We start from the raw sequence: 24,815 nt of genomic DNA on the forward strand, positions 1-24,815 counted from the left end.
GTTCGGACACGATTGCCTTTGAAACTACGAAAGCGGTCCGAAGACGACCGATGTTCGGACACGATTGCCTTTGAAATCACCAAATCTGTCCGAAGACAACCGATGTTCGGACACGATTGCCTTTGAAACTACGAAAGCGGTCCGAAGACGACCAGTGTTCGGACACGATTCCTTTGAAATCTCGAAAGTTGTCCGAATGGGCCACGAATCGAACACAGCAACAAAGTTTACGATAAGAGCATTTATTTATTATCTCAGTGCTGCTTTCTAAATATGAAATTTACTATTGTCTTAGACTAGTGGACATGATAGAATCTGAATATTATAAATTTTCGAAAGATATATTAAAAAAGGAAATCGGTTTCTTGATTGTTCACCACGAGACTACATAAATAGTGGATTAGTTTAGGGAGGATTAACAGATGAGAAAGAGTTTAGCGTTAGTATTATGTGGAGTTTTATTATTGCTTTCCGCGTGCAGTGGGGGAAGTAAGGAAACGGGAGGAAAGGAAAAAGAGAAAGTTGTGAAAATAGGAATCACACAAATTGTTGAACATCCGTCTCTTGATGCTGCTCGAGAGGGTTTTATCGCGGCTCTCAAGGATGCCGGTTATGAAGAAGGAAAGAATTTGAAGCTTGATTACCAAAATGCCCAGGGGGACATGAACAATAATACGTCCATTGCCCAAAATTTAGTCGCAGACAAAAATGACCTTATTTTGGCTATCGCCACACCTAGCGCTCAGGCGGTGGTTAATCAGACGAAAGATATACCAATCTTATTTACTGCCATTACCGATCCGGTCGGGGCCGAGCTTGTCCAAAGCTTAGAAAAGCCAGGCGGGAATGTGACAGGCACATCTGATACGCATCCTGATGCGATAAAGAATACGATTGCCGCAATTAAAACCTTTATTCCAGATGCCAAGAAAGTGGGCATCATATATAATAACGGCGAACCCAACTCTGTTGTAAATGTAAAACATGCGAAGACAGCTATAGAGGCTGCCGGACTGGAGTCAGTTGAAACCACGATAACAGCTAGTTCCGAAGTAAAGCAGGCGGCTGAGTCAATGGTAGGTCGTGCAGACGTATTATACATTCCAAAGGATAATACTGTCGTTGCTGCCCTTGAGTCAGTGATAACTGTTGCCAATGCCAAGGACATCCCAACCTTTGTCGGTGAAGGTGATTCTGTAAAACGCGGAACCTTCGCATCTTATGGTTTTGACTATCACGATCTAGGCTACACCACCGGTAAAATGGCCGTTGAAATTCTTAAAGGAAAGAAACCAAGCGAAATTCCTGTTGGTTTTCCTGAAAACCTTGAGCTGATTATCAATAAAAAAGCAGCTCAGGAGGAAGGGATTACTTTAACGGAAGAGCAGTTAAAAAACGCGAAGATCGTGGAATAAAATCTATAATTAACTGTAACCTGCCTAACCAAGGCAGGTTTTTTACTGTTTTGGAGATTAACAAACCTTCTTATTTCAACGAAAAAAAGCCTAAATGGCACTGGAACAATTATGAAATTGTCAAGGGAGAGTTGGGGATTTCGAATCTTATCTGATTTGAAAAAACAGGTAAATAGCTCTACGATTTTTTATATTCCTTAATTTTTTGGTCGAAAACCATCCCATTGTCTTGCTAAAAAAGAATCATATTTTTACATGTTCCTCCTAAAAAATTCTAATTTCAAAAATAAATAGAAAGAAAGTACTAGAAAAAAACGTACGCCAATCCGGGGTGATTTGAATGTTGAATGAACCTATGATAAAAAAATAGATAGGAATTTACTTCCAATGTAGTGATAATGGTCTGGAAAAAGTGATGAATCAATTCCAGGGCCAACTATAGGTAAAGGAGATGGAGAACAAGTGGCTGGACAAATTCGTATGACCCCAGCGGAGTTAAAAGCTAAAGCGACTCGCTATGGGCAAAGTTCACAACAAATTGAGCAAATTTTAAGAGACTTAACTAATTTACAAAATGAACTTCGCGGTGAATGGGAAGGCCGTGCCTTCCAAAGATTTGATGATCAGTTTAACCAATTGAAGCCAAAGGTACAAAATTTTGCTCAATTGATGCAAGAAATTAACACACAATTGAACAAGACGGCGGATGCTGTTGCTCAGCAAGATGAGCAATTATCGCAGAATTTTGGGCTTAATTAATCCGATTGCCTGACATCTGGAAGAGTAGGATCAGTGGAATAAGTCATTCGGGACTATGTTCCCAATAAAACAAAAGCCACGCGACAATCGTTGTGTGGCTTTTATTCTTTGTTTGTCATAGCAGGGAGTCTCAAACATCTCCTAAACAATAAAAATAGAAATTATTACTTTATTACATACTAATAAATTTTCAGGGGTTGAGTGAATGAAAAAGATTGAGCGAGGTGTCATATTATTTCTAGTTCTGATCCTTGCGCTATCTTCAGGAATCTCTTATCTGGCATTGAATCAAGTATCCAAAAGCAAGGCCAATAATGATGATGAGAAAATGACAGTAGCATTGGTCAATGAAGATCAAGGTGCACAATTTAATGATAAGAACTATGAATTTGGTGCTGAATTTATAAAGAACATTGAAAAAGATGATACCCATGACTGGTATGTTGTAAGTCGTGGCGTTGCGGAAAGCGGCCTAACGCGGAATGTCTACAATATGATGATTGTTATTCCGAATGATTTTACCGAAAAGGCATTATCAATAGATTCGAAATCACCAGAGCGGGTAGTTTTGAACTACAAAATTAATGCTTCGGATAACAGTAATTTGAAAGCGAAGGCGGAGAAAACAGCGAGTTCCATCTTAGGGGATTTTAATCGCCAAATTATTGATGTTTATTTTGCCAGTGTCATCGGCAATTTACATGATGCTCAAGACAATATCGGTACACTGGTCAATAAAGAGCAAGTATATACAAACTTCTATAATCATACAATCCATCGTCCATTAGCAGGTTACACCGCTCAGTTTGGAGCGGTGGAGAGTAACACCAAGATATCAAGAGATAACTTTACCGGCTTACAGGGTCTATTAAAAGGATTTGAGACTAGCCTGGGTGAGGATGTAGCAGCAAGCAATACCTATCAATCCGGCTTTTTGGATTACACAAAAATGCATGCGGCTAATGGTCTTTTAACAAAAGGTTTCTCCGGCCAGCTTAACCTGTTAAACCGTGAAATGAACAATGATGATGTCATGCAGCAATTAGAATTTTTAAATTCCGCCAATAATGCCATCAATGATCAATTTCATCAAAAGGATAATCAATCGGCTACTATTTTATCAGAATCGGCAGCCCTTCAAGAGTATCTGACAAACACGAAGGAAAAAATGGATAAATTGGATACAGAGTTGTCGGAAACATTGGCATCAGATATGCAGCAAGCAATTACTGATAAGCTCAAAAAGGAGATACAAAATAGCTCAGGGCAAGAGCAAAGTGTATCGATGAATCATATTTTTTCAGTTCCAGATAACAATGCCCGGTCTGAATTGCAAAAGCAAATTGATCTACTGCCTTCCATAAATGGTAATGACTTAGATGGCTTAGGATTAAGTAATCAAACAGTCACACAGCTAAAAAATGTCATAGCTGTAACCAATAAATACAATCAAGAGTTTGCTTATATCCCTAATCGTGAAGCAAATAGTATTCCGTTGTCAGAAAAAGTAAAACAAGTGAAAAATGATTTAATAACAAATGGGGTAACTCTAACAGATAGTGTCCAATTGGAGAAAAATAAAAAGAATGGACAGGAATTTACACTTTCGATTCCAAAAGAATTTGAGATTAAGAGAGTGTTACTATCATTACCAAATAGCCAAGAAATGGATTATACTGAGCCATTTCTTCATAACGATAAAATTAAACTTCCTTCAACAGATGAAGGGCAATTCACTGTAAAAGTTGATGTGATTCTTAATAACATGGATGCAGTCCTTGATGTGTTCCAGCCTATTACATGGAGTTGGGAACTTGATCAAAAGGATATTACCGATGTAGATCAACCAGAACAGCCAGAACAGCCAGAGCAACCCGTTCAACCTGCTCAACCAGAACAACCAGAACAGCAACAAACAACAGCAGCAAATTCAGCTGAACGTGATAAGGAAACAAATCCATCCTTATTGTCTAACGAAAGTAATCAATCGGCAGCAGCTGAAGAATTGAGCGAGGATACAAAGGAAGAGAAGTCAATCGAACCACAGAACTCGACTCAACCCAATAATACTGACAACAAAAGTATTATTGAGAGATTGGAAATCTTAAATAACCATATTGCCCATCAGGTGATGTCGCCTCTTACCGAGGACTCGACAAGTGTTTTAATCAATGCTTCCAGCGATACCGTCAGTAATTTTCATAAGTTATTGACGCTGTATAATCTATACTTTGGCATTGGAATAGATCAATTTAATCGTCCGGACCTAGAAAATGATTTGAATCAAACCAAACTGACCGAAATGGCAACAGAGGATTCTCTTTATTATTTATTTAATAAACAAGACATTGTTGATGTATTAGCTGCTTACGTTGCGGAACAAATTACAGAGGAAATAAGACAACAGACGGCAGATGTAAAAGGCAAAATAGATGAATATACACAGCTCGTTAACGATGCAAATCAAAATGCAGCCCAAATGTCGAAGAGGATTAAGGAAACAACGGCACAAGCAGAAACTTTAAATGCCAACCTTTCTGACACATTAAAAGATTTGGAAGCATGGCGCGAAGCAAGTCTTAAACTCCAAAGTGAGCAAGAAAAAGTTTTAATGAATGGGGAAGAAGAACAACAGATTGTTCTAGCCATAGGAAATGAATTCAACTCGCTGCTAGCTTCAAGTCAATCACTAGCGGATCAGTCGAAAACCAATTTGGCTTCTGCGGATACGGTCTATCAAACCTTCGATGCCATTGATCGACAAGCCAAGGAAATTAAAGCTAGTGGAACGACTTTAGTACAGCAGGCAGGGGACCTTTCCAATAATCTAACGAATAAATTGGCAGAGGATCAAAACTTCGCTGACAATTTTGCAGGCGTGCTCGCTAATAGCCGCGTTGGTGACCGGCCGAATGAAGAGTTGTTAAGCTTTCTTTCTAAACCAGTCGAAACCAAGAATGCTGGGGTAATCACTGCAGGTGATACCTTTACACCTTACTTTGTCGTTTTGATCTGTTTCATTGTTGCGTTATTTACTGCTTATGTTCTCTCTAATAACGAGCGGAAACGTCTGCAAAAGGATACATTTGCAGGTGAAAGAACCATAGTCGCCAATAATACACCAATCACGATTATAACTGTAAGCATTGGTCTAATTGAGGGGCTGGTAATCGGGCTGATGTCTGGCAAGATGCTGCAAATGAGTGAAGGCAAGTTCCTGCAATGGACTACATTAATCACCTTAATCATGGTCACGCTGCTGCTAGTGGCAACTTATTTACTACGACAGTTAAAAATGGCTGGTATGTTCATCCTATTGGTGATCCTAAGCCTCTATTTATTCTTAACAGAAGCACTTGGCCGTCACTTTGACCAATTCTCTGTAGCTGCTAAATTAAGAGACTACTCACCGTTACAATATATTGAGACGTTATTAATGAAGTTTGGCAGTGGGGCATCTGATACGAAGTGGATTATAGTAGGCCTAGCAGCCTTGACTGTTGTTAGTCTTGCAGGCCATTTGTTTGTCTCGAATCGTTTTGTAAAAAGCGAGGAGGTTAATCATGAAGGGATTAGTGAAGCTCTTTAGTGTGATTGCTGTTTTTATAGGATTCCTTTGTATGTTTTCACTCCAGCCTATGGCGGATGAAGCCCTAGATCATAGCGGGAAAATCCGATTGCAAACGGACCGGATTGGCCAAGATGCAATTGAAAGGGAGAAATTAGAAACACGAGGCGATCAAGAAACGGAATTGGAAAAATTGGCGCCTGGCCTGTTTAAGGAACAAACGCAGGATGCCCTCAAGATGAAACAATTAGAGCTGGACCAATCCACGTCAGATTTACAACAAGCTCTTTTTGTTGCGCCAAGTAAGCCTGAAAATACACTGAAAAATACCGAAAAGGTACTGTTTTCAAGTAATTATATAGTTCAACAGACTCCAGAACCCACTCAGAACGAGCCTGAGGATCAACCAGGTGATTTTTTAAACACCAAAACCATAACGACATTCTTAGGGATGATCGTCCTAGGTTGTGGCGGGATATTTACAATGATGAGAAAAACGCTTGGGTAAAGGAGGAGCAATATGCCTAGTCAAACACATGTAAACGTGACAGTTGATTTTAGCAGATGGGGCAAAGGGCAATATGACGTAAGAATCCCTGCTCACCAACCGATTAAACAACTGCTGGTGAACTTGTCCGAATCCTTAAATCTGGATCTTGCAATGGCACCTCTTTTTGCAGTAAAGCTTGCCAATAAAGAACTCTTATTGGCAGATGATGACCGGCTTATCGATTACCCGGTAACCAATGGAGATCTTTTACTAGTCTTATAAGTATTATAGAAACAGGCCTATCTGATGTGAGGATAGCGCCTGTCTTTTAAAAGGAGTCAGAACACATGAATGAAAAAAGCATCCAATTGGAGTCCATGACATACAAGTTTCTCATTCTTAATAATAAATGGCAGCTCGACCTGCCGAAATCACAAACACGAGTAAAAGATGTACGCCAATTGGCTTTAATTAATCATGACTCAGATTTATTCGTACCTGCAATCGTTGAAGAAGGAGACGACAAGTTTACCTTCTCATTTGAAGTTGATCCAAGGGCTCACACATGGGATGACGTACAAAAGCTAAACAGAAAAGAAAAACTACGTCTTTTGTGTAATCTTGCTCGATTCAGAACAATCCTAACCACGCGCATGACCTTCTTCTTACATCCCGACAATCTAATTTTTGATGAGAATCTTTTACCATCAATCGTGTTTCGCGGTATCCGGGAGTTAATTCCCCCATATGAACTGAATGAAGATAAATTTATTCTCCAATATAAATGTATTATTGTCGCATTATTTTCCAAAAAGTATACCTTTGATGACCTCTATTCTGGTTCATTAGCAAATGCCAAGGATTCCGCATTTGAACGTCAAGTGGGTGAACTTCAGGAATTCGCTGCTTTAGTCAATTTTTTGGAAGAACAGTACTTAAAGGAAAAACAAGAGTTTGAAAAAAACATAGTAAATGTACCGAAAAAGAGATTTCTTCTTTTTAAACAATTAACCTTTATCATGATTGCACTTGCTGTTATTTTAGCGGTGCCGCTCGTTTATCTGACTTTTGTCAAAACACCTTTTCAAGCACATCTCCTCGAAGCGGATCGTCACTTTTTATCCTTAGATTATGGAAATGTGATTACTGATTTAGAAAATCAAACTCCAGAAAAATTGCCAAATACCAGTAAGTATGTGCTTGCTTATTCATTCATTGAAACGGAGAAGCTTTCTGATGATCAAAAAGAAGTAATTTTGAAAAATATCAGTATAAAAAGTGATCCGAACTATTTATTGTATTGGATTTACAATGGTCGAGGCGATTTTGCCAGAACCATCGACCTTGCCAAGTATATTGATGATCCTCAATTAATCATGTATGGACTAATCAAACAAATAGAACAGGCGAAAAATGACCCTGATTTAAGTGGGACGGAGCGTGAAAAGAAGGTTCAAAAATATCAAGAACAATATGATTCATATGCTGACAAATATGGTCTAGACTCCTTACTTAACACAGAGACGTCAGTTCCAGCAGGAGGGGAAAGCCAATTAGAAGGAACTAGCAGCCAAGAGGTAATTAATCAAGATTCAATCGATGAACCAGCAGGAGCGACACCAACAGACCAGGTGGATAAGAAGGTAAATAAAACTGGATCGCCAGATAAATAAAAGTAGATGAAAGTTTACTTGTGTAATAGAGAGGGAGAGAAAAATGGCACAACGACTATTACTTCTGAGCTTTAAAGATCATTTGCACAAATGCCATTTAACGATAAATGAACCAAAAACAATTACAGTCGGAAATGATCAGTCGAACACGATTACATTTATCGATTTTCATCCAGAATTGTCAATTATGTGGGATGGTACTGCATGCACAATCGGTTCACAGCAGCTGCGGATCAACGAATGCCTTACATTAAACACTCATGATAACGCCATCCAAATTTATATCATGGAAGAAACTGAGTGGTGCGTATATGATACAACACAAAACTTTAGTATTACATTTGGTGCTAATGATTACGATGATGTAAGAATCGAGAACGCAGCCTTGGATTTTGTACTTATTCGCGAGAAGTTGGGAAATCCTTTTAAACTTGAAGTCTTTACGGGTGAGGTTTACCACAATTATGTTCGGACAACGGGTGTGGTAGAGCTAGAACCAGGAGACCAGCTTTTTTTTGAAGGAATGATGATGAAGCTTGGCCAGGATGAACTCGCAATTCTGGGAGCAGAATCAATCATCACAACGAAATTAATTCGTTTATTTGACATTCACAATAATTTCGGCAATCATTACCCCGACTATCATCGTTCACCAAGAATTATCTATCGTGAGCCTGAGGTAAAACAAAAAATTGCAAAACCCTCTAATAAACCTGGAAAACCAAGTGAACAGCTGGCACGGGTAATCGTTCCGCCTCTAGTGATGATTGCAGCAATGATCCTGGTCTCATTGTTTCTGTCGAATGGGGTTTATATCATCATTATGCTTGCTATGACAGTAACCACGGTCATTTTTTCGATTACATCCTATCTAAAAAGCCTGAAGCAATACCGCTTGGATATTAAGGAACGGGATACAAGCTACCGAGAGTACTTAAAACAGAAAACACAGCAATTATATCAAGTAAGTCAGGAACAGCGGCATGCATTGAATTATCATTTTCCAGATGTGGAGCAATTACGGGTTATGGCGATGAAAGTCGATTCCCGAATTTATGAGAAGACCAGTTTACATCATGACTTCCTTAAGTACCGCCTTGGATTAGGGCGCGTTGATTCGAGCTTCGAGGTCGAATTTACGATCGAGGAGTTTACCCTTGTAAAGGATGAACTTGTGGATGCTGCCCGCAATATTCAGGCTCAGTATCTCACATTAGACGATGTACCGGCAGCAACATCACTGATCAATGGACCTGTTGGATATATTGGACACCGTTCTCTTGTGCTTGAACAGTTACAAATGCTGGTGATGCAGACGTCTCTATTTCATAGTTACCATGATGTGCAGTTTGTCACGATCTTTCCTGAAGAAGAAAAGGGAAAGTGGGAATGGATGCGCTGGCTCCCACATGCTAGTTTACGAGAACTAAACGTAAGGGGATTTGTTTATCACGAACGGTCCCGGGATCAAGTACTCAACTCACTTTATCAGATATTAAAAGCTCGAAGGCTTGCTATCAATGAGAAAAGTAATAAAAGTGAAAAAATGTATTTTACTCCTCATTTTGTTGTGCTAATAACCGATGAAAAAATGATATTGGATCATTCTGTGATGGAATACTTTAATGAGGACCCAAGTGAATTAGGAGTTTCCCTTGTATTCGTGCAAGATGTCATGCAGTCTCTTCCAGAACATGTGAAAACGGTGATTGATATTCGTGATGCCTCAACTGGAGTGATGATCCTTGAGAAAGGTGAATTAGTCAATCGGAGATTTACACCGGATCAATTTCCAAAGGATTTTAATAAAGAAGATTTCTCTCGCGCGCTGGCATCGCTTAATCACCTGCAAAGTTTAAAAAATTCGATTCCAGAAAGCGTGACTTTTCTCGAAATGTACGGTGTACAGAAAGTGGAGGAGCTCGGTATTGAGTGGCGTTGGCCTAAAAATGAAACATATAAAAGCCTTGCTGTTCCACTGGGATTGCGGGGAAAAGAAGATCTTGTCAATTTGAACCTCCATGAAAAAGCACATGGACCACATGGTTTAATCGCTGGGACAACGGGTTCTGGTAAATCAGAAATTATTCAGTCGTATATTCTTTCGCTTGCGGTAAACTTTCATCCGCATGAAGCTGCTTTTTTGCTCATTGATTATAAAGGCGGAGGAATGGCAAATTTATTTAAAGATCTCCCGCATTTATTAGGAACGATTACAAATTTAGACGGTACGCAATCGATGCGTGCGCTTGCCTCGATTAAAGCAGAATTACAAAAGCGCCAGCGTGTTTTTGGAGAGTATGATGTCAACCATATCAATCAATATCAAAAACTCTATAAATCAGGTGAGGCTAGTGAACCGATGCCCCATTTATTCTTGATATCAGATGAATTTGCTGAACTCAAATCCGAGCAGCCTGAATTTATGAAGGAACTGGTTTCGACAGCCCGTATTGGACGGTCACTGGGGATTCATTTGATTCTAGCTACCCAGAAGCCCAGTGGTGTTGTCGATGACCAAATATGGTCCAACTCTAAATTTAAACTTGCACTAAAAGTTCAAAACGCCAGTGATTCGACGGAAATCTTGAAAACACCGGATGCTGCGAATATCACGCTGCCAGGTCGTGCTTACTTACAAGTCGGCAACAATGAAATCTATGAACTTTTTCAAAGTGCATGGAGCGGTGCCGATTATATCCCAGATAAAAATGAACAGGACCTACTGGACACAACCATTTATGCCATTAATGATCTTGGACAATACGACATCATCTCGGATGATTTAAGTGGTCTATCGACTAAGAAGGAAATAACCAAGGTTCCAACCCAACTGGATGCTGTCGTGGATTATATTCATGCCTATGCGGCTGAACAACGTATCGCTGATCTGCCTAGACCATGGCTGCCGCCGTTAGAAGAGCGGATTTTTCTTCCGGATCTAGATAACATGAATGATCAAGAGGCTTGGTATGGAAAGAAGAAACCGTTGGAAGTGACCTTCGGCTTTCTAGATCTTCCAGAAATGCAAGTGCAAAAACCACTTACATTAAATCTTAGCAAGGATGGTCATATTGCTGTCTTTTCTAGTCCAGGGTATGGGAAGTCCACCTTTTTACAAACTGTGGCGATGAATATCGCTAGACAACACAGCCCTAAACGAGTCCATTTCTATTTGATAGACCTTGGAACGAACGGGTTACTGCCATTGAGGGAACTTCCTCACACAGCAGACATAATTATGGGGGATGAAGAAATAAAACTAGGAAAGCTTTTCCGCCGCCTGCAGCATGAATTGAAAGAGCGTAAGCAACGATTAAGTAAATATGGTGTCGCCAATATTCAGATGTATGAGCAAGTAAGTGGTGAAGAGGTTCCAGTTATTCTTTTAATTATCGATACGTTTGATTCCATTAGTGATACTTCCTACCGAGACGATTTTGAAAAAATTGCTGCGCAAATTGCCAGGGAAGGTGTTAGTGTAGGCATCCATATGGTTATTAGTGCAGGACGCCAAAGTGTGTTGAGGGCGCCGGTTCTGGCCAATATTAAACATCAAATCTCTTTATTTATGATTGATGGAATGGAGTCTCGTAATATTGTGGGAAGAACAGATTTACAAATTGAAGAAGTTCCTGGAAGAGGCTTGGTTAAATTAGAACAGCCAACATTATTTCAAACGGCTTTACCTGTCGAAGGTGACGACACGCTATCGATTATTAATCGGATACAAAAAGAGAGTAAAGAGATGCGGAATGCCTGGCATGGGGAGCTGCCATTACCAATTCCAATGGTTCCAGATGTTATTGAGTTTGCTTCCTTTATTGAAAAACAAGAGACGAAAGTGATCGTAAAGAATGGCGGTATCCCGTTTGCTGTCGATTTTGAAAATGTGGAGCCAATGGAGTTATCTGTCATGGAAGACCAAAACACATTAATCTTAAGCGATCGCATGGACGCTGTTGAACAAACATATCTAACACTGATTTCCAGTATCTCGGTTAATCAGCACATTGATGTGGGATTAATCGATAATGTTTCTTCGAGATTTAGAGTTTATAAGGAAAATGTGAATCTATACGCGGACCATGCAGAAACAATGGATGTTTTTGTAGAGCGGCTCCAGCAATTATTTGAAACAAGGGAAGATGCCTTCCGTCAAGTGCAAACAGCTACTGACGGACGGGCGACAAGGAATGATTTCCTTAAGGAAATTCGCCCAATGATTGTCTTTATCTCGGATGTCTCATTCATCATCGAATCCATGTCGTTTACTAGCCAATCGATGCTGGCTAATCTGATCGAAACGGGTGCGAGAACAGGAATTTATTTTGTGATCGGAGCCGTCCATGGCGCATTAGAAAGACAATACGACGATATCGCCACAACAGTGAAGAAACAAAAGGCGGGAATTTTAATTGGAAGAATTACGGATCAGAGCATCCTTGAGGTCTCGAGTCGTCCTTATAAAGAGCAAAACCTACTTCCTTATGAAGCCTACTACATTAGACAAGGCAAGGCAGAGAAAATCAAAATTGCGGCTCCTTACGTAAATAGAGAGGAAGTGAACGTCCATGTTTGATTGGTTTAAAAGTGATACGGAGAAAAAAAGAGATGATTATTATGAGCTGTATGAAAAGCTCAAGAGTGCCATTTCGGAACACGATCATAAGGTTTCAGAAGCAAATCAAGCCTACAGTTCCTATCTAGGTACGATTCCTTATCTATCTCATTCAGATATACCTTCAAATGATTTTGAAACCAGCAGGGAAGAAGTAACGGAAAAGTTAAAACAGTATTTTCGAGCCGATCAAGAAAAGCGGGGTTCACTGGTTTCAGCGAAAAATAAGGCATATGAACGATATGTTCATTATAAGGATTTGGCGATTAAAGAGGCGGAAGCGGAAAGAGTAAAAAGAGAAAAGGAATTGAAAGAGCTACAGGAGAGATTGGAGCGATTGATCAGTGGGGACCGTTAGAATTGATGGGGATAAGGTAAATGAAGCGAAGGCTGCGGCGAAGGCATTGGAGCAATCGATTGAACAAACCTATGAATCTTGTGAACAACTAATTTCTTACCTAAATTCGGCTAAATGGAGCGGGAAATCTAGAGATTCCTTCTTAAGTTATCTAGAAATCATTCAGAAATATCATCATGATCTAAAATCTGCCGTCGCAAAACAAACAACAGCGTTAAACAATCTTGATGGCTATTTCGATGATTTCCTTCAAGACGGCTCAGTAAGGGAAGTGAAGAATTTATGATGGAACGTTCAACAGATACGTTTTCAGTGGCTGAATTATACCTATTAGCGGCAGCTTTTGGTGGGAATGTTCTTTTTGGCTTGCCTGAGAAAGAAGTATACCAATTAAAAGGCGAAGAGGTATTTAAAGAGGCCCATGATCGGCTGATTGAGAAGAAAATCATCACACCCGCTGGGAAAATCACAAAGTCTGGGGCACTAGTCATCCAAACACTTGAATTTTATCATCAAAGTAAGAAATACGTTCGCATCAATAATCTTCTCTTTGCCTTTCGGGCACGTGAAAGTGATGAAGTCATTGTGCTGGTGGAGTTGGAAGCACCAGGTCATTATCAGTTACGTATCACCTCTAAAGCAACACTTCTAAATATGTTATGTGAACAATTTCCGGTGATTGTAAGAGAACCGGTTGAAATGGAAAAAGCATTCCTAAAAAAAGAATTATCCAATCAAGAAAGACGCGAGACAGAGAGTTTTGAGCCGGAAGAGATGTTTATGAATTTAGAATTCTTCCATCTTAAGGAGGAACATAAAGATCGATTTAATTGGCACTATTATCAGCAGTGGCTCATCTTTACGAAAGACGAAAAGTTAATCATGGTCGATACGGTAAATAAAAAATATTACCATGCTAGTCAATATTGGTTTTTGAAGGTCCTATTTGACGAAATGGATTTCCCTTATAAGGAGGAGAAGTCATATGCTTAAAGCTGATGGAGGCGGTTCTAGCCTGCTCATCAATGTAAATCCTGATGAGATGACAACAATTTTCACCTTATTACAAGCAATTATTACGGAACTGGAGACCAATGCCGCCCCGAATATTGAAAAGCTGGGAAGTCTTGATTATTACACAGAAGGAAAAGCAAAAAAAGCCATGGAAGTATATGCTGAGGCGAATCAGAAAGTAATGGATTTATATGATAATTACTCCCGAGCGGCTGTGTTGGTGATTGATATCCTAAATACGATGATGCAGGCAGACGAAGCAATTGCTGAGCAAATCATTGCGAAACTGGGGGTATAATTGAATGGATGTAAAATATATCCCATCAGAATGGGAAAAGATGAAAGACGGCATTGGCGATTTAATTGGCCTTGGCCGTTGGGGCAAAGGGATGATTGATACGCTGAAGGATCTAAGTGATAACTTAGAGGATGCTGAGTCTGATATCGCGAACCATGATAGTGATGGGGTCATAACATTTCAGCACACCAGTCAAAAAAACAAGTACCAAGGGTTGTTTGAAGATTTTGAGGTATTACATAGCTTTACCGGCAAGGTTGGGGATATCGTCGACCGTACGATTGATCAGCCATTCTATGAAGATATGGATGCGTTTGTTGAAGCAATGCGGGATTTAACGATTTCCAGCTATAAAACAACGAATCGAATCGGAGCAACGGAGACTCAGTATGTCTATGCAGGTTACGGTTACGGTTACGGTCCTGCTCAATCGTTGGAAGTTCCTAAAACGGAAGTAAGCTTGGATGACTTGTTTAGTGGAGATAATTATTATGCAGAACAAATGAAACTTGAATATGATGCCTGGAAAGAACTTAATCCAGACCAGGATTTCACGCAAGAAGAATATCAACAAGGTGTTCTAAATACGCGTGCCTTTGAGTACGAATCGATTCGAAACCAACAAGAAGACAAGGAATTTTGGGTTCAAATCGGGGCGTTGGCCGTTATTGTGGGGGCAACGATTATTTGTCCTCCAGCAGGCTTGGCATTAGGGGCAGCTTATGGGGCGCTGGAGTTGAGTACAGCTGTGTCAGGTAAGGACTGGGTGTCAGGTCGGGAGCTGGGGACAGGGGAGCGCTGGTTTCGTGGACTGTTAGCTCCATTGGATATTGTTCCTGGTGTGAGTGGGTTAACAAAATTCTCAAGCACGGTCCGTCTTGCCCATCTAGGGGAGAATATCGGAACGATCGGATTGCGGACAGGAGTTAAAGAGAGTATCCAGCAAGGCATGAATCATATCGATAACATGGTGAAAACAGCTGGCCAGCAATCGGTCACACGTTTGAAGAGTGCGTCATCGGCAATAATAGATACAACCAATGTGGTGAAAAATAAACTGGCAAAAGATACACTGGAAGCAGGAAGGTTAGTTGATTCTGCTATAACAAAGGCAAAAAACATTACCCCGTCGCGCCGGATGGGCTTGTCTGTCGAAGATTTAGGAAATACTGGGAAGGTTCGTGTTCCTGTTGAGAATACTCATGCGGTGGAGAATAAGCTGAAAGATGTGTTGAGCAGGATTGATGGGGTTAATCTTAAAAATGGTAGCTCTAAGGTCGTTATCGATTCTAAAGCTATTCTAGGAAAGTATAAGGATGTTATTGGAAGTCATCCTCAAAAAAATTCTATTTTTGAAGTTGCAGATTATATTATAAAAAAGGGAGATTCGATCGAGAGAAAGGATTTATTAAGTGAAAGGACAATTAATGCTTTAATAGATAAGGCTTCTAGTGTAGATTATACGCCAGAGGATATTGATGCATTAAAGAAGGAAATCCTTGAACAAATTATAAGAGATCATAGCGATGATTTTTCTGCAAAGGATTTTGCAAGGCTATGGCAAGGTGATTACCCATATATTGGAGTAGACACTTACGAAAATTTTATAGTTGAAAAAGGTCAAATTATTTATGCTGGATATCCATTCCCAACCGGTTACGGATTTAATGAAAGTGTTTTGAGTGATGTTGGATACGACGCAACAAAACTATTTGATGGTGTACAGGTTAAACCTAGAGAGTTAATGGATGGAACAGGAGATTATAAGTTTCAAGCAATTGGATTTCAATTTAATGACACTATAGAGTCTGCAAAAGGAATTACGGATGCCAATCCTCAATTTGGTCATGGTGGTTTAGAACAAATATTTACGCCAGATTTTGAGACATTAGTAAGAATTGGGAAGGTTACGCCTGTTTTGGATGATGCCACAAGAGATTTGCTAAGATCTCAAGGAGTGGAATTTGATCCAATAAAACTCCAAATGAAGGATGAAGATGGTAACTACGTTTATAAAAGTATATGCAACACTCATATTTCCATTGCTGAAGATAGTAATGTTATCAAACTATCTAATTACATTGTTAGCGATGATAAAATGGAATTAATAAAAAGTAGATTAGAGGGAACAAGATAATGGATAAATTAATGGCAGGAACACTAGAGGTTGGTGGAAATACAATCAATAGCCTGACGACTTTGGATAGTTTTAAAAATAAAAATTTGAATATTAAGATTAGAGAGGGAAACCTCAATAGTTTTGTGTATTTTTTATCTCCACAACCTATATATTCAGAATCATTTCTCATCCAATTAGTTTTTACTAATGAAAAAATAAGTAAGGTTATCCTTAGAGCTTATTCGGAAGTGGAAGAAGATGGTATGACCATCGCTAAAAGACATAGAAAATGGTTAATTACATTATTAGGTGAACAATTGGGAATTAAAAATCAAATAGAATTTGATTGGGGCGTAATTAACCCATGGGTGGACATGAGGAGCAGTCAAGCAGAGATCCACTTAACATATTACTAATCCAGTATTCAAGGATTCGAAGCTAATGGGGCTTGGAATCCCTTTTTTATATAAATCCAAAAAGATAAATTAAACACAATTAGAAGTGTGGGGGTATTATGGATAGATGCGTTGCTTTTTATGATAATAAAAAATATAAGGCCTTTGCAGCAAGGGTTAAAGGTCAAATAACGACCATCAAATTATTTCTGCACCGAATAGAACCTGGTTTCACATCTGCTATGTCTGCATACGATAAGGATTTACATGAAAAAGAAGTAAAAAAGGAAGAGGTCTCGGAGTTATATCGGGAGTATTTTATCGCCCGATACAAAAATTACGAATTTTTTGTTACCCGTATTTTCCAAGATGATAAAGAGATGGAAATTGTGACGGCAGATTCCAATTTAGGCAGAGAGTGTAATCTCAATTATCAAGATAGAGATCTATTTACGAAAAGACTAGGATCTGATGATGAATATCAACTTATTCATGTAAAGGAAGATTATCTGAGCAAGAACATTATTCGAAGAGAAGTTACTATAGAGGAGTGTTTTAAAATAGAAACTGAGCTTTTTGAATAAGGGGGGCTGGATCGATAAGGAGGAATTTCTATGAAAATAGATATGTCGACTATAACTCTTCCGTTACCAACAGATGATTTGTTTGAGAGAAAAGAGAATATATGGAGAGTAAAACTTCCAAAAGATTTTATTGATTTTATGAAAGAAAATAATGGAGGAAGACTAATAACAGGAGTTTTTAAATGTAATGGCTTCGAATATGCAATAGACCGCTTTTTATGTTTATTAAAAACTCCTAGAGAAAATCCATTAGGAATGTATGATATGGATGTTACATTAACGCAACTTGAAGATAGATTGACGGATAATGAAGATTTGATAGGTGCAGATATTTTACCTATTGCTGTTTTATTTGCTGGTGATTTTGTATGTCTGGATTTTAGGAAGAACAGAGAAAACCCGAATGTGGTTATTTGGAATCATGAAGAGTCGGCTGAATTGGAGCCTGTAACATACCGTATAGCTGATACATTTAGCGAATTTATTTCTAAGGTGGAGTAAAATAGCAAAACTCCCAGAAAGGATCCATATGTCATGAATCGGTAATTGGAACTTGGAATACAATAAATTTCAGAATAATCAATTGTTGAAGACTATGTGCGAAGAAAATGGGATCGATGCAACGTATGGTGTTATGGGAAAAGCCGCTCCTTGGTATGATGAAAGTATGAATACTATTTTGGCAAATGGAGGAGCTGGACAAATAAACACACCTGTCTCGGGCTATGCTTTAAAACAATTAGGTATACTGAAAGCGGGATAAACTATGACAAGAGTAGAATATGATAATTATATTGTTAAACAAAATATAGATATTTCAAAATTAAATATAGTGATTGGAGTTAAGAAAGAAATACCATATATTACAGGATGTTTTCAAGAGGATGGAGTTTGGAAATTATATATGGTAGGTGAACAACAGGATTTTGATATCGTGCAACAAGGACCAGAAGAAGAAATATTTGATTTAATGTATAGTATTACAGAAAGTAGAAGGAAACGTAGTCTAATATAAAAACATAATTTTAAGAGGCTATGGTTTTTCGTATCGTTTAGGGAGATACAAGATATTAATCCAGGATTCAAAGTCAAATGAGCTTTGAATCCTTTTTATAATTTCGATGGGATAACTTGGAGAAGCTACGAAAAAGTAGCAGTTTTTTATAACTAATAAAATTGGGGGGAGATGTGAATAGAGATGTTGCTATTTACAAGAATAAAATAGATCGAGCTTCCAGGGGGAAAGAAGGAGGAGTTTTTTTAGCGTATTAAAAGTCTCTGGCGGTAAAGAAGCCGCTAAGGGTTTTTTATCATTTGAAAGTGTTGGTAACTGATGTGAGAGCTAGATGGTAAGTGGGGCTCTAAAGTTCTTAAAAATTAATCTAAGGAGTGAAAAAGTAGTATGAAAGAATTTGAAGATAGATTTAGTGAATTGCAAGCAGATATGATATCAATATGTATGGAATATGTTGAAGATAGAGCCGATAAAGTATATGTTTATGCTTCACGAGAAGAAGGGGTTATTTCTAGTAGTTTTTTTTATTTGATTAATAATAAATATGTAGAGCCTTACAAATTGAATGATGCATTGGTGAATGGGGAGGAAAGATATGATGTGTCTCCAGAACGAGGGTTTATGGTATTGGATATCTTAAATGAAGATATTGAAAAAATTGAAGTATTGTGCAAAGAGTATGAAAGGGATATACCAACTGAGATGAAATTAATATATGATGTTAAGAGTGGCAGCTTTAAAGCAGAATACAAGTATGATTTAGTATAACTAATGATGATATCAAAACGGCTGATCATATAGCTGATGAGTGGTTTGAGGAGGTTAAAAAAAATAACCTTTAAAATGTTAAGGTTTTAGATATGATCTAATTTGAATTCATCATTCATGAAGGTTGTGCCATCATGGAGTTATATAACCGTGTTCTGCTAATGAAATTAATATGCTCGTTCTATAGATAGGCTTAGTAAATTAGAATACTTTATATATCACATTAAAGCACTTGAATGCCTTTTAGACATCAGGTGTTTTTATTTTTTTATGAGATACTTAAGCATTGGACAACATTAATGGGTGCTTTACTAAAATTCATAGCTCATGAAGGTAGTACCATTATGGAGTTATTAAATAAATCAGAAGGTCGAGAATATGAGTTTTGAAATAGAATTAAATAAATTATATGAACAAATAGCACAACATGTTAACAATATAATTCCAATTGAATGGAGCGAGTTTTATTTTAATGGAGAAGTGGAGAATAATGAAGGTGGGGTATTTTTCTTTTTTACCCCTGTTGAGAGTACGGATGAACCTGTTTATTCACATGATATACCAGATTTATATCAAATAGATGAGAGGGCATATGATGAAGAACTTCATAAATTGTTTGAACTGACTGTTAAACTCCAACAGGTATTTATTGATAATGACCAAGAACCTTGGTTTTCAGTCACATTATCAGTTAAGAATACAGGTAAATTGAATGTGCATTTTGATTATACTAATTGGCATGATAGCGAGTTTGGTCCAACAGCGAGAATTGAATATTTTGAGTATAAATATTTAAGCCCAAAAAAGGAACAGTTAGATTTAGGATTAATTGATAGAATGAAGAAGTTTGAGGAACAGTGAACATAAAGCACTTGATTGCCATTATGGGCATCAGGTGTTTTTTTATGAGATATGTATATATAATGGAAGGGGTGATTCGTGAGATTGCGAATAAATCAGGAGGTTGTCAATGATGAGCTTTGAACAAAAATTAAATAATTTATATCAACAAATAGCTCAAAAGATTAATGATATGATTCCGGTTGAATGGAGTAATTTTTACTTTAATGGAGAAGAGAAGGGGAAAGAAGGAGGAGCTTTTTTCTTTTTCATTCCAAAAGCAGATAATGAAAAAGCTGTTTTTTCACATTTTATCCCCAAATTTTATGGTGTAGATAAGAGACTCTATAATACTGCACTTCATGAATTATTTGAACTAACCCATGCACTTCAAAAGGTATTTATAGATAATGACCAAGAACCTTGGTTTTCGGTCACAATGATAGTAAATGAATCCGGTAAATTAAAGGTGAAGTTTGATTATATCAACTGGACTAATAGTGATTTCGGTCCTTCTGCAAGAATTAAATACTTTGAGTATAAATATATAAATCAAGATAATAACGTAAAAGATTTAGAATTAATAACGAGAATGAAAGAATATGAAGAAACAAACAAATAGCTAGATAAAAAAAGGTAATTTAGCGTATTAAAATATCCCTAGCGCTAAAGAAGCCGCTAAAGTTTTTTTATCATCCATTACGGAAGCTAAGAGACAAAATTAATTAAGAATCTAGAATTAAGGTAATGGCTAATAATCTGAAAATGGGGAGTAATTAGCAAATGGCGGAAGGAAAGCTGGAGGTTGGTGGTATTGCTATCAATCACCTGACTACTTTGAATAGTTTTAGAGATAAAAAACCAAATATTAAGATTCGAGAAGGAAATCCCACTAGTTTTGTGTATCTTTTATCTCCACAATCTATATATTCAGAATCATTTCTGAGAGGGTAAAATCATGAAAATAAAAAAAACACTATTGTACAACCATTACCATCAGAAGAATTAATAAAAAAACATGAAAAGTTTTGGAGACTAAAATTGCCAGAGTCTTTCTTAGAGTTTATTAAAGCATATAATGGATCGGAAGTTGAGGAAGCTACTTTTGAATATAACAATCGTAGTTACGCTATAGAAAGGTTTTTGTGTATGTTGGATGATATTGAGAATAATCCTAAAGGAATTTACGATATTGATGTTGTTTTTTCTCAAATAGGGGAAAGATTAACTGGCAATGAAGATTTATTAGGTGCAGAAGTTTTACCAATAGCTAGTATATTTGCTGGTGACTTTGTATGCTTAGATTTTAGAAATAATAATATAACTCCCTCTGTTTGCGTATGGTCTCATGAAGAGTCGGGTAAGTTTGAACCAGTTCTTTACAGAATAGCGGATAACTTTACCCAATTTTTAAAGCTACTAGAAGAGGAAAAATAGAATTGGCTGCAGTGAATTTATACAAACACACTAATAAATTTCCAGATAATCTAATTTAAGAGAAGGAACTAATGGTAGGTGAAGAAATGTAATGGAAAAGTCGGATATATATGGTAAGTACAGAGGAACTGAGTACGAAATAACTGTGGATATGGACAATAATATTAAGATTATAATTTATAAATTTTGTGGTGAGGGATTTAAAGTCAATTGAGCCTTGAATCCTTTTTTTATAATTAGATAATATGGTAAATAATATAAGAGATGGAATTATGCTTAAGTCTGGTGACTATGCAATAATTAATAATTTCAAATATGAAATATACGATAATGGTGATGACACTTTCAATTTATTAACAAATGATCCTCAATCTATTAAAGAAGGATTTAGTAAGGATAATTTTTCTAATATCTTTTTTAGCCTATCCATTTTTCAGGTAATGGCCAATAATTTATAAACTATAATTTTACTAACCTTAAAGTTATCCTAAGGAGGTTATAATATGACGAATGAGGAAGCAAAGAAAATAATAAAAAATGAAGGGCTACAACGTTTTAATTGGTATAATGAACATCCATTAAAAGAGAATGAAGTCACGATAAGAATTGGTAATAGTAACCATTGGGAAGTGTTGGTAACTGATGAGAGAGCTAGTGTTGTAGGAGGTTCCATAACTGCATTTGATAATGAAAGTGATGCTCTTGACAATTTTATTAAAAGATTGAGAACTGAAAAAATATTATACCAGTAAATAAGAGAGTGAAATGAATTATGACAAAAAATGAATTTTTAAATAAGATTTCAAATGAAAATCCTAAAATTGGTACATATCAGATTGAAACGGATTGCATTACAGAAGCCTCTTTTGTCCTGGGATGTTATTATGACGGTGAGGATAGAATTTGGAAAGTATATGAAACCGATGAGAAAGGCTTTAAATCGATTATTTTTAAAGCAGCAGATGAAAATACAGCTTTTGATAAACTATATAAACTAGTAGGCATACATGAAAGATTAAATAAATAACTCTTTGATGATTAGAAACGGTGCAGGGAGTTGATTCGAAGTGGAAAAAGAAATGAATAAGTTATATAGAGAAATAGCCGAAACAGTTAATGAAATGATTCCGGAAGAATGGGAGAAATTTTACTTTTATGCTCAAATATCAGAATCTGGAGGGGGAACTTATTTTTTTTATAATACACCAGAAAGTAAACAATCCTTTCATTATAGTGTGAAAATCCCATTTAACTATGCTATTGATAAAGATGAATTTAAAAAGAATAAAAGAAGGCTGTTCGCATTGAGCGATGAATTAAGGAATATTTTTAAAGAAAATCAGCAGGAACTTTGGTATTCATTTACGTTATCTCTTGAGAGCAATGGGAAATTTAAGATGCATTATGATTATACAAATTGGTTTAATACAGAGTATAGTTTTAGTGACCAAATGATTATTTGGAAAAATAAGTACTTAGGAGAAGTACCTGATGATGAGAATGATAAAAAGTTAATTGATAGATATTATAATGAATTTCCGGATAATCCAATTTAAGAGAAGGAATGTAATGGTAAGTCTACTCTTTTAATAGAGTAGGCTTTTTTTATGATAGATTTCCATCTTTCAAGAGGCTTTAAAGGGAAATATAGGGGAAATGTGGAATTATTAAATCTAAGCCTATCTTGGAGGGACGGAGTGATGCTCCAAACCTCTCATTTTGAGGAGCAGGGGAAACGATGAAAAAAATACCTAAAAAAATATGGATACCAGTTATACTTGTGTGTGTTTTGATAGGAGGTTATTTATATTTTGATAAGGAAAATGTCTCTGTTAGCGTAGGAACTGCACCAAAGGGTGAAAAAGTAGTTCAAGTTCATGAACAAACTAAAAAGGTTAATCGTGAATTTCCGTTTAGTATGAGTGAAAACGATGTTCAGCAAGCCATACATAATATGTCACACCAGAAGGTTCTAGCAGACAAAAAGTGGGGTGCACTGCCATTAACACCTGAGCGGGTGAAAAGATTACTACAAGTGGTCGAAGCCAATAAAAAAGAATATGAAAATACTGATGTTTATTTAACAATATTAAAATCTTGGGAAATGGGCGATTTCGATTACGTGGTTATGAACCACAATGCCATATGGGAGCTGCAGGGCGGCACGGTTGGAAAAGCCAACGGCATAGCTTCACCTGAAGAAGAAATGGAATTTATCCATGAGAACTATGATGTAGAGCAGTGAAATCCATAATATAGCACGTACCCAATCCCAAAATTATTTAGTCTGCTTCTTTTGCTGAAGTAGGCTTTTTTGGTTAGAGAAACCTTTTTTATAGCATCTACGCTAATTTTTACCTAGTTTAGAATATTGTCTGTCTGCATATAAAGGAATATTTTAGGAATATATAGAATACTTAAATGGAATGCCCCAAAATAGGTATAAATCCGCACGAGGAGGAGTCACCTTGTCTTTAGAACAAAAGAATCCCACAATAGAAAAGATACTAGTAAACATAGAAAAGGTTATGATTGGAAAAAGGGACGTTGCTGAACTTAGCCTGGTTGCCCTTTTAGCTGGCGGTCACGTCCTCTTAGAAGACGTGCCAGGTGTTGGGAAGACGATGATGGTCCGTGCGTTGGCCAAGTCGGTGAATGCCAATTTCCGTAGAATTCAATTCACTCCGGATCTTTTGCCATCCGATGTAACCGGAGTCTCCATATATAATCCAAAAGAGATGGAGTTTCAATTTCGTCCCGGTCCGTTAATGGGGAATATCATACTTGCCGATGAGATTAACCGGACCTCCCCGAAAACCCAGTCAGCCCTTTTAGAAGGGATGGAGGAAGCAAGTGTTACCATTGATGGAGTAACTCATCAACTGAACAAGCCATTCTTTGTTATGGCGACGCAAAATCCGATTGAATACGAAGGGACCTATCCCCTTCCGGAGGCCCAATTGGATCGTTTTTTATTAAAAATGAGAATGGGTTATCCTGACTTACAAGAGGAAATGGAAGTGTTGAACAGAGCACAAAAGAACCCGCCGATTGAGGAGTTAACCCCTGTCATTGACCTTGAAGGCCTTCTTGATTTACAAAAAGAAATCAAAGATGTGTTTGTCGATGATACGATGAAGCGTTACATCGTCGATATTGTTAACCGCACTAGAGGCCACGGCAGTGTCTACCTTGGGGCTAGTCCGAGGGGATCGATTGCCTTGATGAAAGCAGCACAGGCCTATGCGTATATGTATGGCCGCGATTATGTTCTCCCGGATGATATTCAATATTTAGCTCGATTTGTCTTATCCCACCGGATTATTTTAAAGTCGGAGGCAAAATTCGAAGGGATTTCGGCTGAAGATTTAGTGAACCAGGTGGTTGCCAGAGTCCCGGTTCCAGTTCAAAGGTTAGTGAAATAAATGAAAAAAACAAGGATTATATTGAAAAAAGTTTGG

Annotated in this window: 28 protein-coding genes and 1 pseudogene; all 29 read left to right on the forward strand. The window is 37.5% G+C overall.

From position 1 onward, the window contains the following. The first annotated feature begins 70 nt into the window (after nucleotides 1–70). The 29 genes and pseudogenes from FS608_RS30965 to FS608_RS26330 all read left to right on the forward strand — a co-directional run bounded on the left by FS608_RS30965 (nucleotide 71) and on the right by FS608_RS26330 (nucleotide 24,779). Nucleotides 71–271: a hypothetical protein gene (locus FS608_RS30965; RefSeq protein WP_144555507.1), complete on the forward strand. Its 201-nt coding sequence runs from the start codon at nucleotides 71–73 to the stop codon at nucleotides 269–271. A 151-nt stretch (nucleotides 272–422) separates the two neighbouring features. Continuing rightward, on the forward strand, nucleotides 423–1,415 hold the full coding sequence (locus FS608_RS26200; protein ID WP_144555508.1) for an ABC transporter substrate-binding protein: 993 nt from the start codon (nucleotides 423–425) through the stop codon (nucleotides 1,413–1,415). Nucleotides 1,416–1,877: 462 nt separating this feature from the next. Next, nucleotides 1,878–2,174, forward strand: coding sequence for a WXG100 family type VII secretion target (locus tag FS608_RS26205; protein WP_026565218.1), 297 nt, complete (start codon nucleotides 1,878–1,880; stop codon nucleotides 2,172–2,174). A gap of 205 nt (nucleotides 2,175–2,379) precedes the next feature. Next, nucleotides 2,380–5,763 carry a type VII secretion protein EsaA gene (gene esaA, locus FS608_RS26210; protein ID WP_144555509.1) on the forward strand — a complete coding sequence of 1,128 codons (3,384 nt, stop codon included), beginning with the start codon at nucleotides 2,380–2,382 and terminating at the stop codon, nucleotides 5,761–5,763. Further along, nucleotides 5,738–6,250, forward strand: coding sequence for a type VII secretion protein EssA (gene essA, locus FS608_RS26215; RefSeq protein WP_144555510.1), 513 nt, complete (start codon nucleotides 5,738–5,740; stop codon nucleotides 6,248–6,250). Before esaA ends, essA begins: the two co-directional genes overlap by 26 nt. A gap of 12 nt (nucleotides 6,251–6,262) precedes the next feature. Next, complete coding sequence (locus FS608_RS26220) at nucleotides 6,263–6,514, forward strand: EsaB/YukD family protein (RefSeq protein ID WP_144555511.1); 252 nt, start codon at nucleotides 6,263–6,265, stop codon at nucleotides 6,512–6,514. Nucleotides 6,515–6,579: 65 nt separating this feature from the next. After that, nucleotides 6,580–7,905, forward strand: a complete 1,326-nt coding sequence (gene essB, locus FS608_RS26225; protein WP_144555512.1) for a type VII secretion protein EssB — start codon at nucleotides 6,580–6,582, stop codon at nucleotides 7,903–7,905. A 43-nt stretch (nucleotides 7,906–7,948) separates the two neighbouring features. Then, nucleotides 7,949–12,487, forward strand: coding sequence for a type VII secretion protein EssC (essC, locus tag FS608_RS26230; RefSeq protein ID WP_144555513.1), 4,539 nt, complete (start codon nucleotides 7,949–7,951; stop codon nucleotides 12,485–12,487). Then, a complete protein-coding gene (locus tag FS608_RS26235) occupies nucleotides 12,480–12,884 on the forward strand; it encodes a hypothetical protein (protein ID WP_144555514.1) in 405 nt (134 codons plus the stop codon). Before essC ends, FS608_RS26235 begins: the two co-directional genes overlap by 8 nt. Further along, nucleotides 12,871–13,170 carry a WXG100 family type VII secretion target gene (locus tag FS608_RS26240; RefSeq protein ID WP_144555515.1) on the forward strand — a complete coding sequence of 100 codons (300 nt, stop codon included), beginning with the start codon at nucleotides 12,871–12,873 and terminating at the stop codon, nucleotides 13,168–13,170. The genes FS608_RS26235 and FS608_RS26240 overlap by 14 nt, the downstream gene beginning before the upstream one ends. Next, nucleotides 13,167–13,877: a DUF5081 family protein gene (locus tag FS608_RS26245; RefSeq protein WP_260871833.1), complete on the forward strand. Its 711-nt coding sequence runs from the start codon at nucleotides 13,167–13,169 to the stop codon at nucleotides 13,875–13,877. Before FS608_RS26240 ends, FS608_RS26245 begins: the two co-directional genes overlap by 4 nt. Continuing rightward, the gene (locus FS608_RS26250; RefSeq protein WP_144555516.1) at nucleotides 13,870–14,196 is read left to right on the forward strand and encodes a hypothetical protein; all 327 of its coding nucleotides are present in this window, start codon (nucleotides 13,870–13,872) and stop codon (nucleotides 14,194–14,196) included. The genes FS608_RS26245 and FS608_RS26250 overlap by 8 nt, the downstream gene beginning before the upstream one ends. 4 nt (nucleotides 14,197–14,200) lie before the next feature. After that, complete coding sequence (locus FS608_RS31500) at nucleotides 14,201–16,333, forward strand: hypothetical protein (RefSeq protein ID WP_260871834.1); 2,133 nt, start codon at nucleotides 14,201–14,203, stop codon at nucleotides 16,331–16,333. Continuing rightward, entirely contained in the window at nucleotides 16,333–16,731 is a 399-nt protein-coding gene (locus FS608_RS26260) for a hypothetical protein (protein ID WP_144555517.1), read from the forward strand. The genes FS608_RS31500 and FS608_RS26260 overlap by 1 nt, the downstream gene beginning before the upstream one ends. Before the next feature lie 98 nt (nucleotides 16,732–16,829). Further along, the gene (locus tag FS608_RS26265; RefSeq protein WP_144555518.1) at nucleotides 16,830–17,294 is read left to right on the forward strand and encodes a hypothetical protein; all 465 of its coding nucleotides are present in this window, start codon (nucleotides 16,830–16,832) and stop codon (nucleotides 17,292–17,294) included. Nucleotides 17,295–17,324: 30 nt separating this feature from the next. Continuing rightward, entirely contained in the window at nucleotides 17,325–17,795 is a 471-nt protein-coding gene (locus FS608_RS26270; protein WP_144555519.1) for an SMI1/KNR4 family protein, read from the forward strand. A gap of 85 nt (nucleotides 17,796–17,880) precedes the next feature. Continuing rightward, entirely contained in the window at nucleotides 17,881–18,057 is a 177-nt protein-coding gene (locus FS608_RS26275) for a hypothetical protein (protein WP_186328905.1), read from the forward strand. A gap of 3 nt (nucleotides 18,058–18,060) precedes the next feature. After that, a complete protein-coding gene (locus FS608_RS26280; RefSeq protein ID WP_144555521.1) occupies nucleotides 18,061–18,309 on the forward strand; it encodes a hypothetical protein in 249 nt (82 codons plus the stop codon). A gap of 387 nt (nucleotides 18,310–18,696) precedes the next feature. Further along, nucleotides 18,697–19,151 (forward strand): annotated as a pseudogene (locus FS608_RS26285) (DUF600 domain-containing protein). Nucleotides 19,152–19,455: 304 nt separating this feature from the next. After that, entirely contained in the window at nucleotides 19,456–19,938 is a 483-nt protein-coding gene (locus FS608_RS26290; protein ID WP_144555522.1) for an immunity protein YezG family protein, read from the forward strand. Between the two features lie 112 nt (nucleotides 19,939–20,050). After that, entirely contained in the window at nucleotides 20,051–20,539 is a 489-nt protein-coding gene (locus FS608_RS26295) for an immunity protein YezG family protein (RefSeq protein WP_144555523.1), read from the forward strand. A gap of 161 nt (nucleotides 20,540–20,700) precedes the next feature. Continuing rightward, nucleotides 20,701–20,871, forward strand: a complete 171-nt coding sequence (locus FS608_RS30585) for a hypothetical protein (protein ID WP_186328906.1) — start codon at nucleotides 20,701–20,703, stop codon at nucleotides 20,869–20,871. 24 nt (nucleotides 20,872–20,895) lie between these two features. Then, the gene (locus FS608_RS26300; RefSeq protein ID WP_144555524.1) at nucleotides 20,896–21,354 is read left to right on the forward strand and encodes an SMI1/KNR4 family protein; all 459 of its coding nucleotides are present in this window, start codon (nucleotides 20,896–20,898) and stop codon (nucleotides 21,352–21,354) included. 245 nt (nucleotides 21,355–21,599) lie between these two features. Continuing rightward, entirely contained in the window at nucleotides 21,600–21,812 is a 213-nt protein-coding gene (locus FS608_RS26305) for a hypothetical protein (RefSeq protein ID WP_144555525.1), read from the forward strand. A gap of 45 nt (nucleotides 21,813–21,857) precedes the next feature. Then, nucleotides 21,858–22,106: an Imm59 family immunity protein gene (locus tag FS608_RS26310; protein WP_144555526.1), complete on the forward strand. Its 249-nt coding sequence runs from the start codon at nucleotides 21,858–21,860 to the stop codon at nucleotides 22,104–22,106. 20 nt (nucleotides 22,107–22,126) lie between these two features. Beyond that, nucleotides 22,127–22,381 carry a hypothetical protein gene (locus FS608_RS26315; RefSeq protein ID WP_144555527.1) on the forward strand — a complete coding sequence of 85 codons (255 nt, stop codon included), beginning with the start codon at nucleotides 22,127–22,129 and terminating at the stop codon, nucleotides 22,379–22,381. Nucleotides 22,382–22,421: 40 nt separating this feature from the next. Further along, on the forward strand, nucleotides 22,422–22,910 hold the full coding sequence (locus tag FS608_RS26320) for an antitoxin YezG family protein (RefSeq protein WP_144555528.1): 489 nt from the start codon (nucleotides 22,422–22,424) through the stop codon (nucleotides 22,908–22,910). A 182-nt stretch (nucleotides 22,911–23,092) separates the two neighbouring features. Beyond that, nucleotides 23,093–23,599 carry a DUF6241 domain-containing protein gene (locus FS608_RS26325; RefSeq protein WP_144555529.1) on the forward strand — a complete coding sequence of 169 codons (507 nt, stop codon included), beginning with the start codon at nucleotides 23,093–23,095 and terminating at the stop codon, nucleotides 23,597–23,599. Nucleotides 23,600–23,780: 181 nt separating this feature from the next. Next, nucleotides 23,781–24,779: an AAA family ATPase gene (locus FS608_RS26330; protein WP_144555530.1), complete on the forward strand. Its 999-nt coding sequence runs from the start codon at nucleotides 23,781–23,783 to the stop codon at nucleotides 24,777–24,779. The last annotated feature ends 36 nt before the right edge of the window (nucleotides 24,780–24,815 follow it).

The organism is Bacillus sp. X1(2014), assembly GCF_007678255.1.

Excerpts from the sequence above, each read along its gene's own strand:
- FS608_RS26310 (WP_144555526.1), top strand. The coding sequence starts at position 21,858 with ATGACGAATGAGGAAGCAAAGAAAATAATAAAAAATGAAGGGCTACAA.
- FS608_RS26325 (WP_144555529.1), top strand. The coding sequence starts at position 23,093 with ATGAAAAAAATACCTAAAAAAATATGGATACCAGTTATACTTGTGTGT.
- FS608_RS30585 (WP_186328906.1), top strand. The coding sequence starts at position 20,701 with ATGGCGGAAGGAAAGCTGGAGGTTGGTGGTATTGCTATCAATCACCTG.
- FS608_RS26245 (WP_260871833.1), top strand. The coding sequence starts at position 13,167 with ATGATGGAACGTTCAACAGATACGTTTTCAGTGGCTGAATTATACCTA.
- FS608_RS26280 (WP_144555521.1), top strand. The coding sequence starts at position 18,061 with ATGACAAGAGTAGAATATGATAATTATATTGTTAAACAAAATATAGAT.
- FS608_RS31500 (WP_260871834.1), top strand. The coding sequence starts at position 14,201 with ATGGATGTAAAATATATCCCATCAGAATGGGAAAAGATGAAAGACGGC.
- FS608_RS26330 (WP_144555530.1), top strand. The coding sequence starts at position 23,781 with ATGCCCCAAAATAGGTATAAATCCGCACGAGGAGGAGTCACCTTGTCT.
- esaA (WP_144555509.1), top strand. The coding sequence starts at position 2,380 with ATGAAAAAGATTGAGCGAGGTGTCATATTATTTCTAGTTCTGATCCTT.
- FS608_RS26290 (WP_144555522.1), top strand. The coding sequence starts at position 19,456 with ATGAGTTTTGAAATAGAATTAAATAAATTATATGAACAAATAGCACAA.
- essC (WP_144555513.1), top strand. The coding sequence starts at position 7,949 with ATGGCACAACGACTATTACTTCTGAGCTTTAAAGATCATTTGCACAAA.
- essA (WP_144555510.1), top strand. The coding sequence starts at position 5,738 with ATGAAGGGATTAGTGAAGCTCTTTAGTGTGATTGCTGTTTTTATAGGA.
- FS608_RS26220 (WP_144555511.1), top strand. The coding sequence starts at position 6,263 with ATGCCTAGTCAAACACATGTAAACGTGACAGTTGATTTTAGCAGATGG.
- FS608_RS26305 (WP_144555525.1), top strand. The coding sequence starts at position 21,600 with ATGGTAAATAATATAAGAGATGGAATTATGCTTAAGTCTGGTGACTAT.
- essB (WP_144555512.1), top strand. The coding sequence starts at position 6,580 with ATGAATGAAAAAAGCATCCAATTGGAGTCCATGACATACAAGTTTCTC.
- FS608_RS26265 (WP_144555518.1), top strand. The coding sequence starts at position 16,830 with ATGGATAGATGCGTTGCTTTTTATGATAATAAAAAATATAAGGCCTTT.
- FS608_RS26295 (WP_144555523.1), top strand. The coding sequence starts at position 20,051 with ATGAGCTTTGAACAAAAATTAAATAATTTATATCAACAAATAGCTCAA.
- FS608_RS26270 (WP_144555519.1), top strand. The coding sequence starts at position 17,325 with ATGAAAATAGATATGTCGACTATAACTCTTCCGTTACCAACAGATGAT.
- FS608_RS26260 (WP_144555517.1), top strand. The coding sequence starts at position 16,333 with ATGGATAAATTAATGGCAGGAACACTAGAGGTTGGTGGAAATACAATC.
- FS608_RS26235 (WP_144555514.1), top strand. The coding sequence starts at position 12,480 with ATGTTTGATTGGTTTAAAAGTGATACGGAGAAAAAAAGAGATGATTAT.
- FS608_RS26200 (WP_144555508.1), top strand. The coding sequence starts at position 423 with ATGAGAAAGAGTTTAGCGTTAGTATTATGTGGAGTTTTATTATTGCTT.
- FS608_RS26315 (WP_144555527.1), top strand. The coding sequence starts at position 22,127 with ATGACAAAAAATGAATTTTTAAATAAGATTTCAAATGAAAATCCTAAA.
- FS608_RS26250 (WP_144555516.1), top strand. The coding sequence starts at position 13,870 with ATGCTTAAAGCTGATGGAGGCGGTTCTAGCCTGCTCATCAATGTAAAT.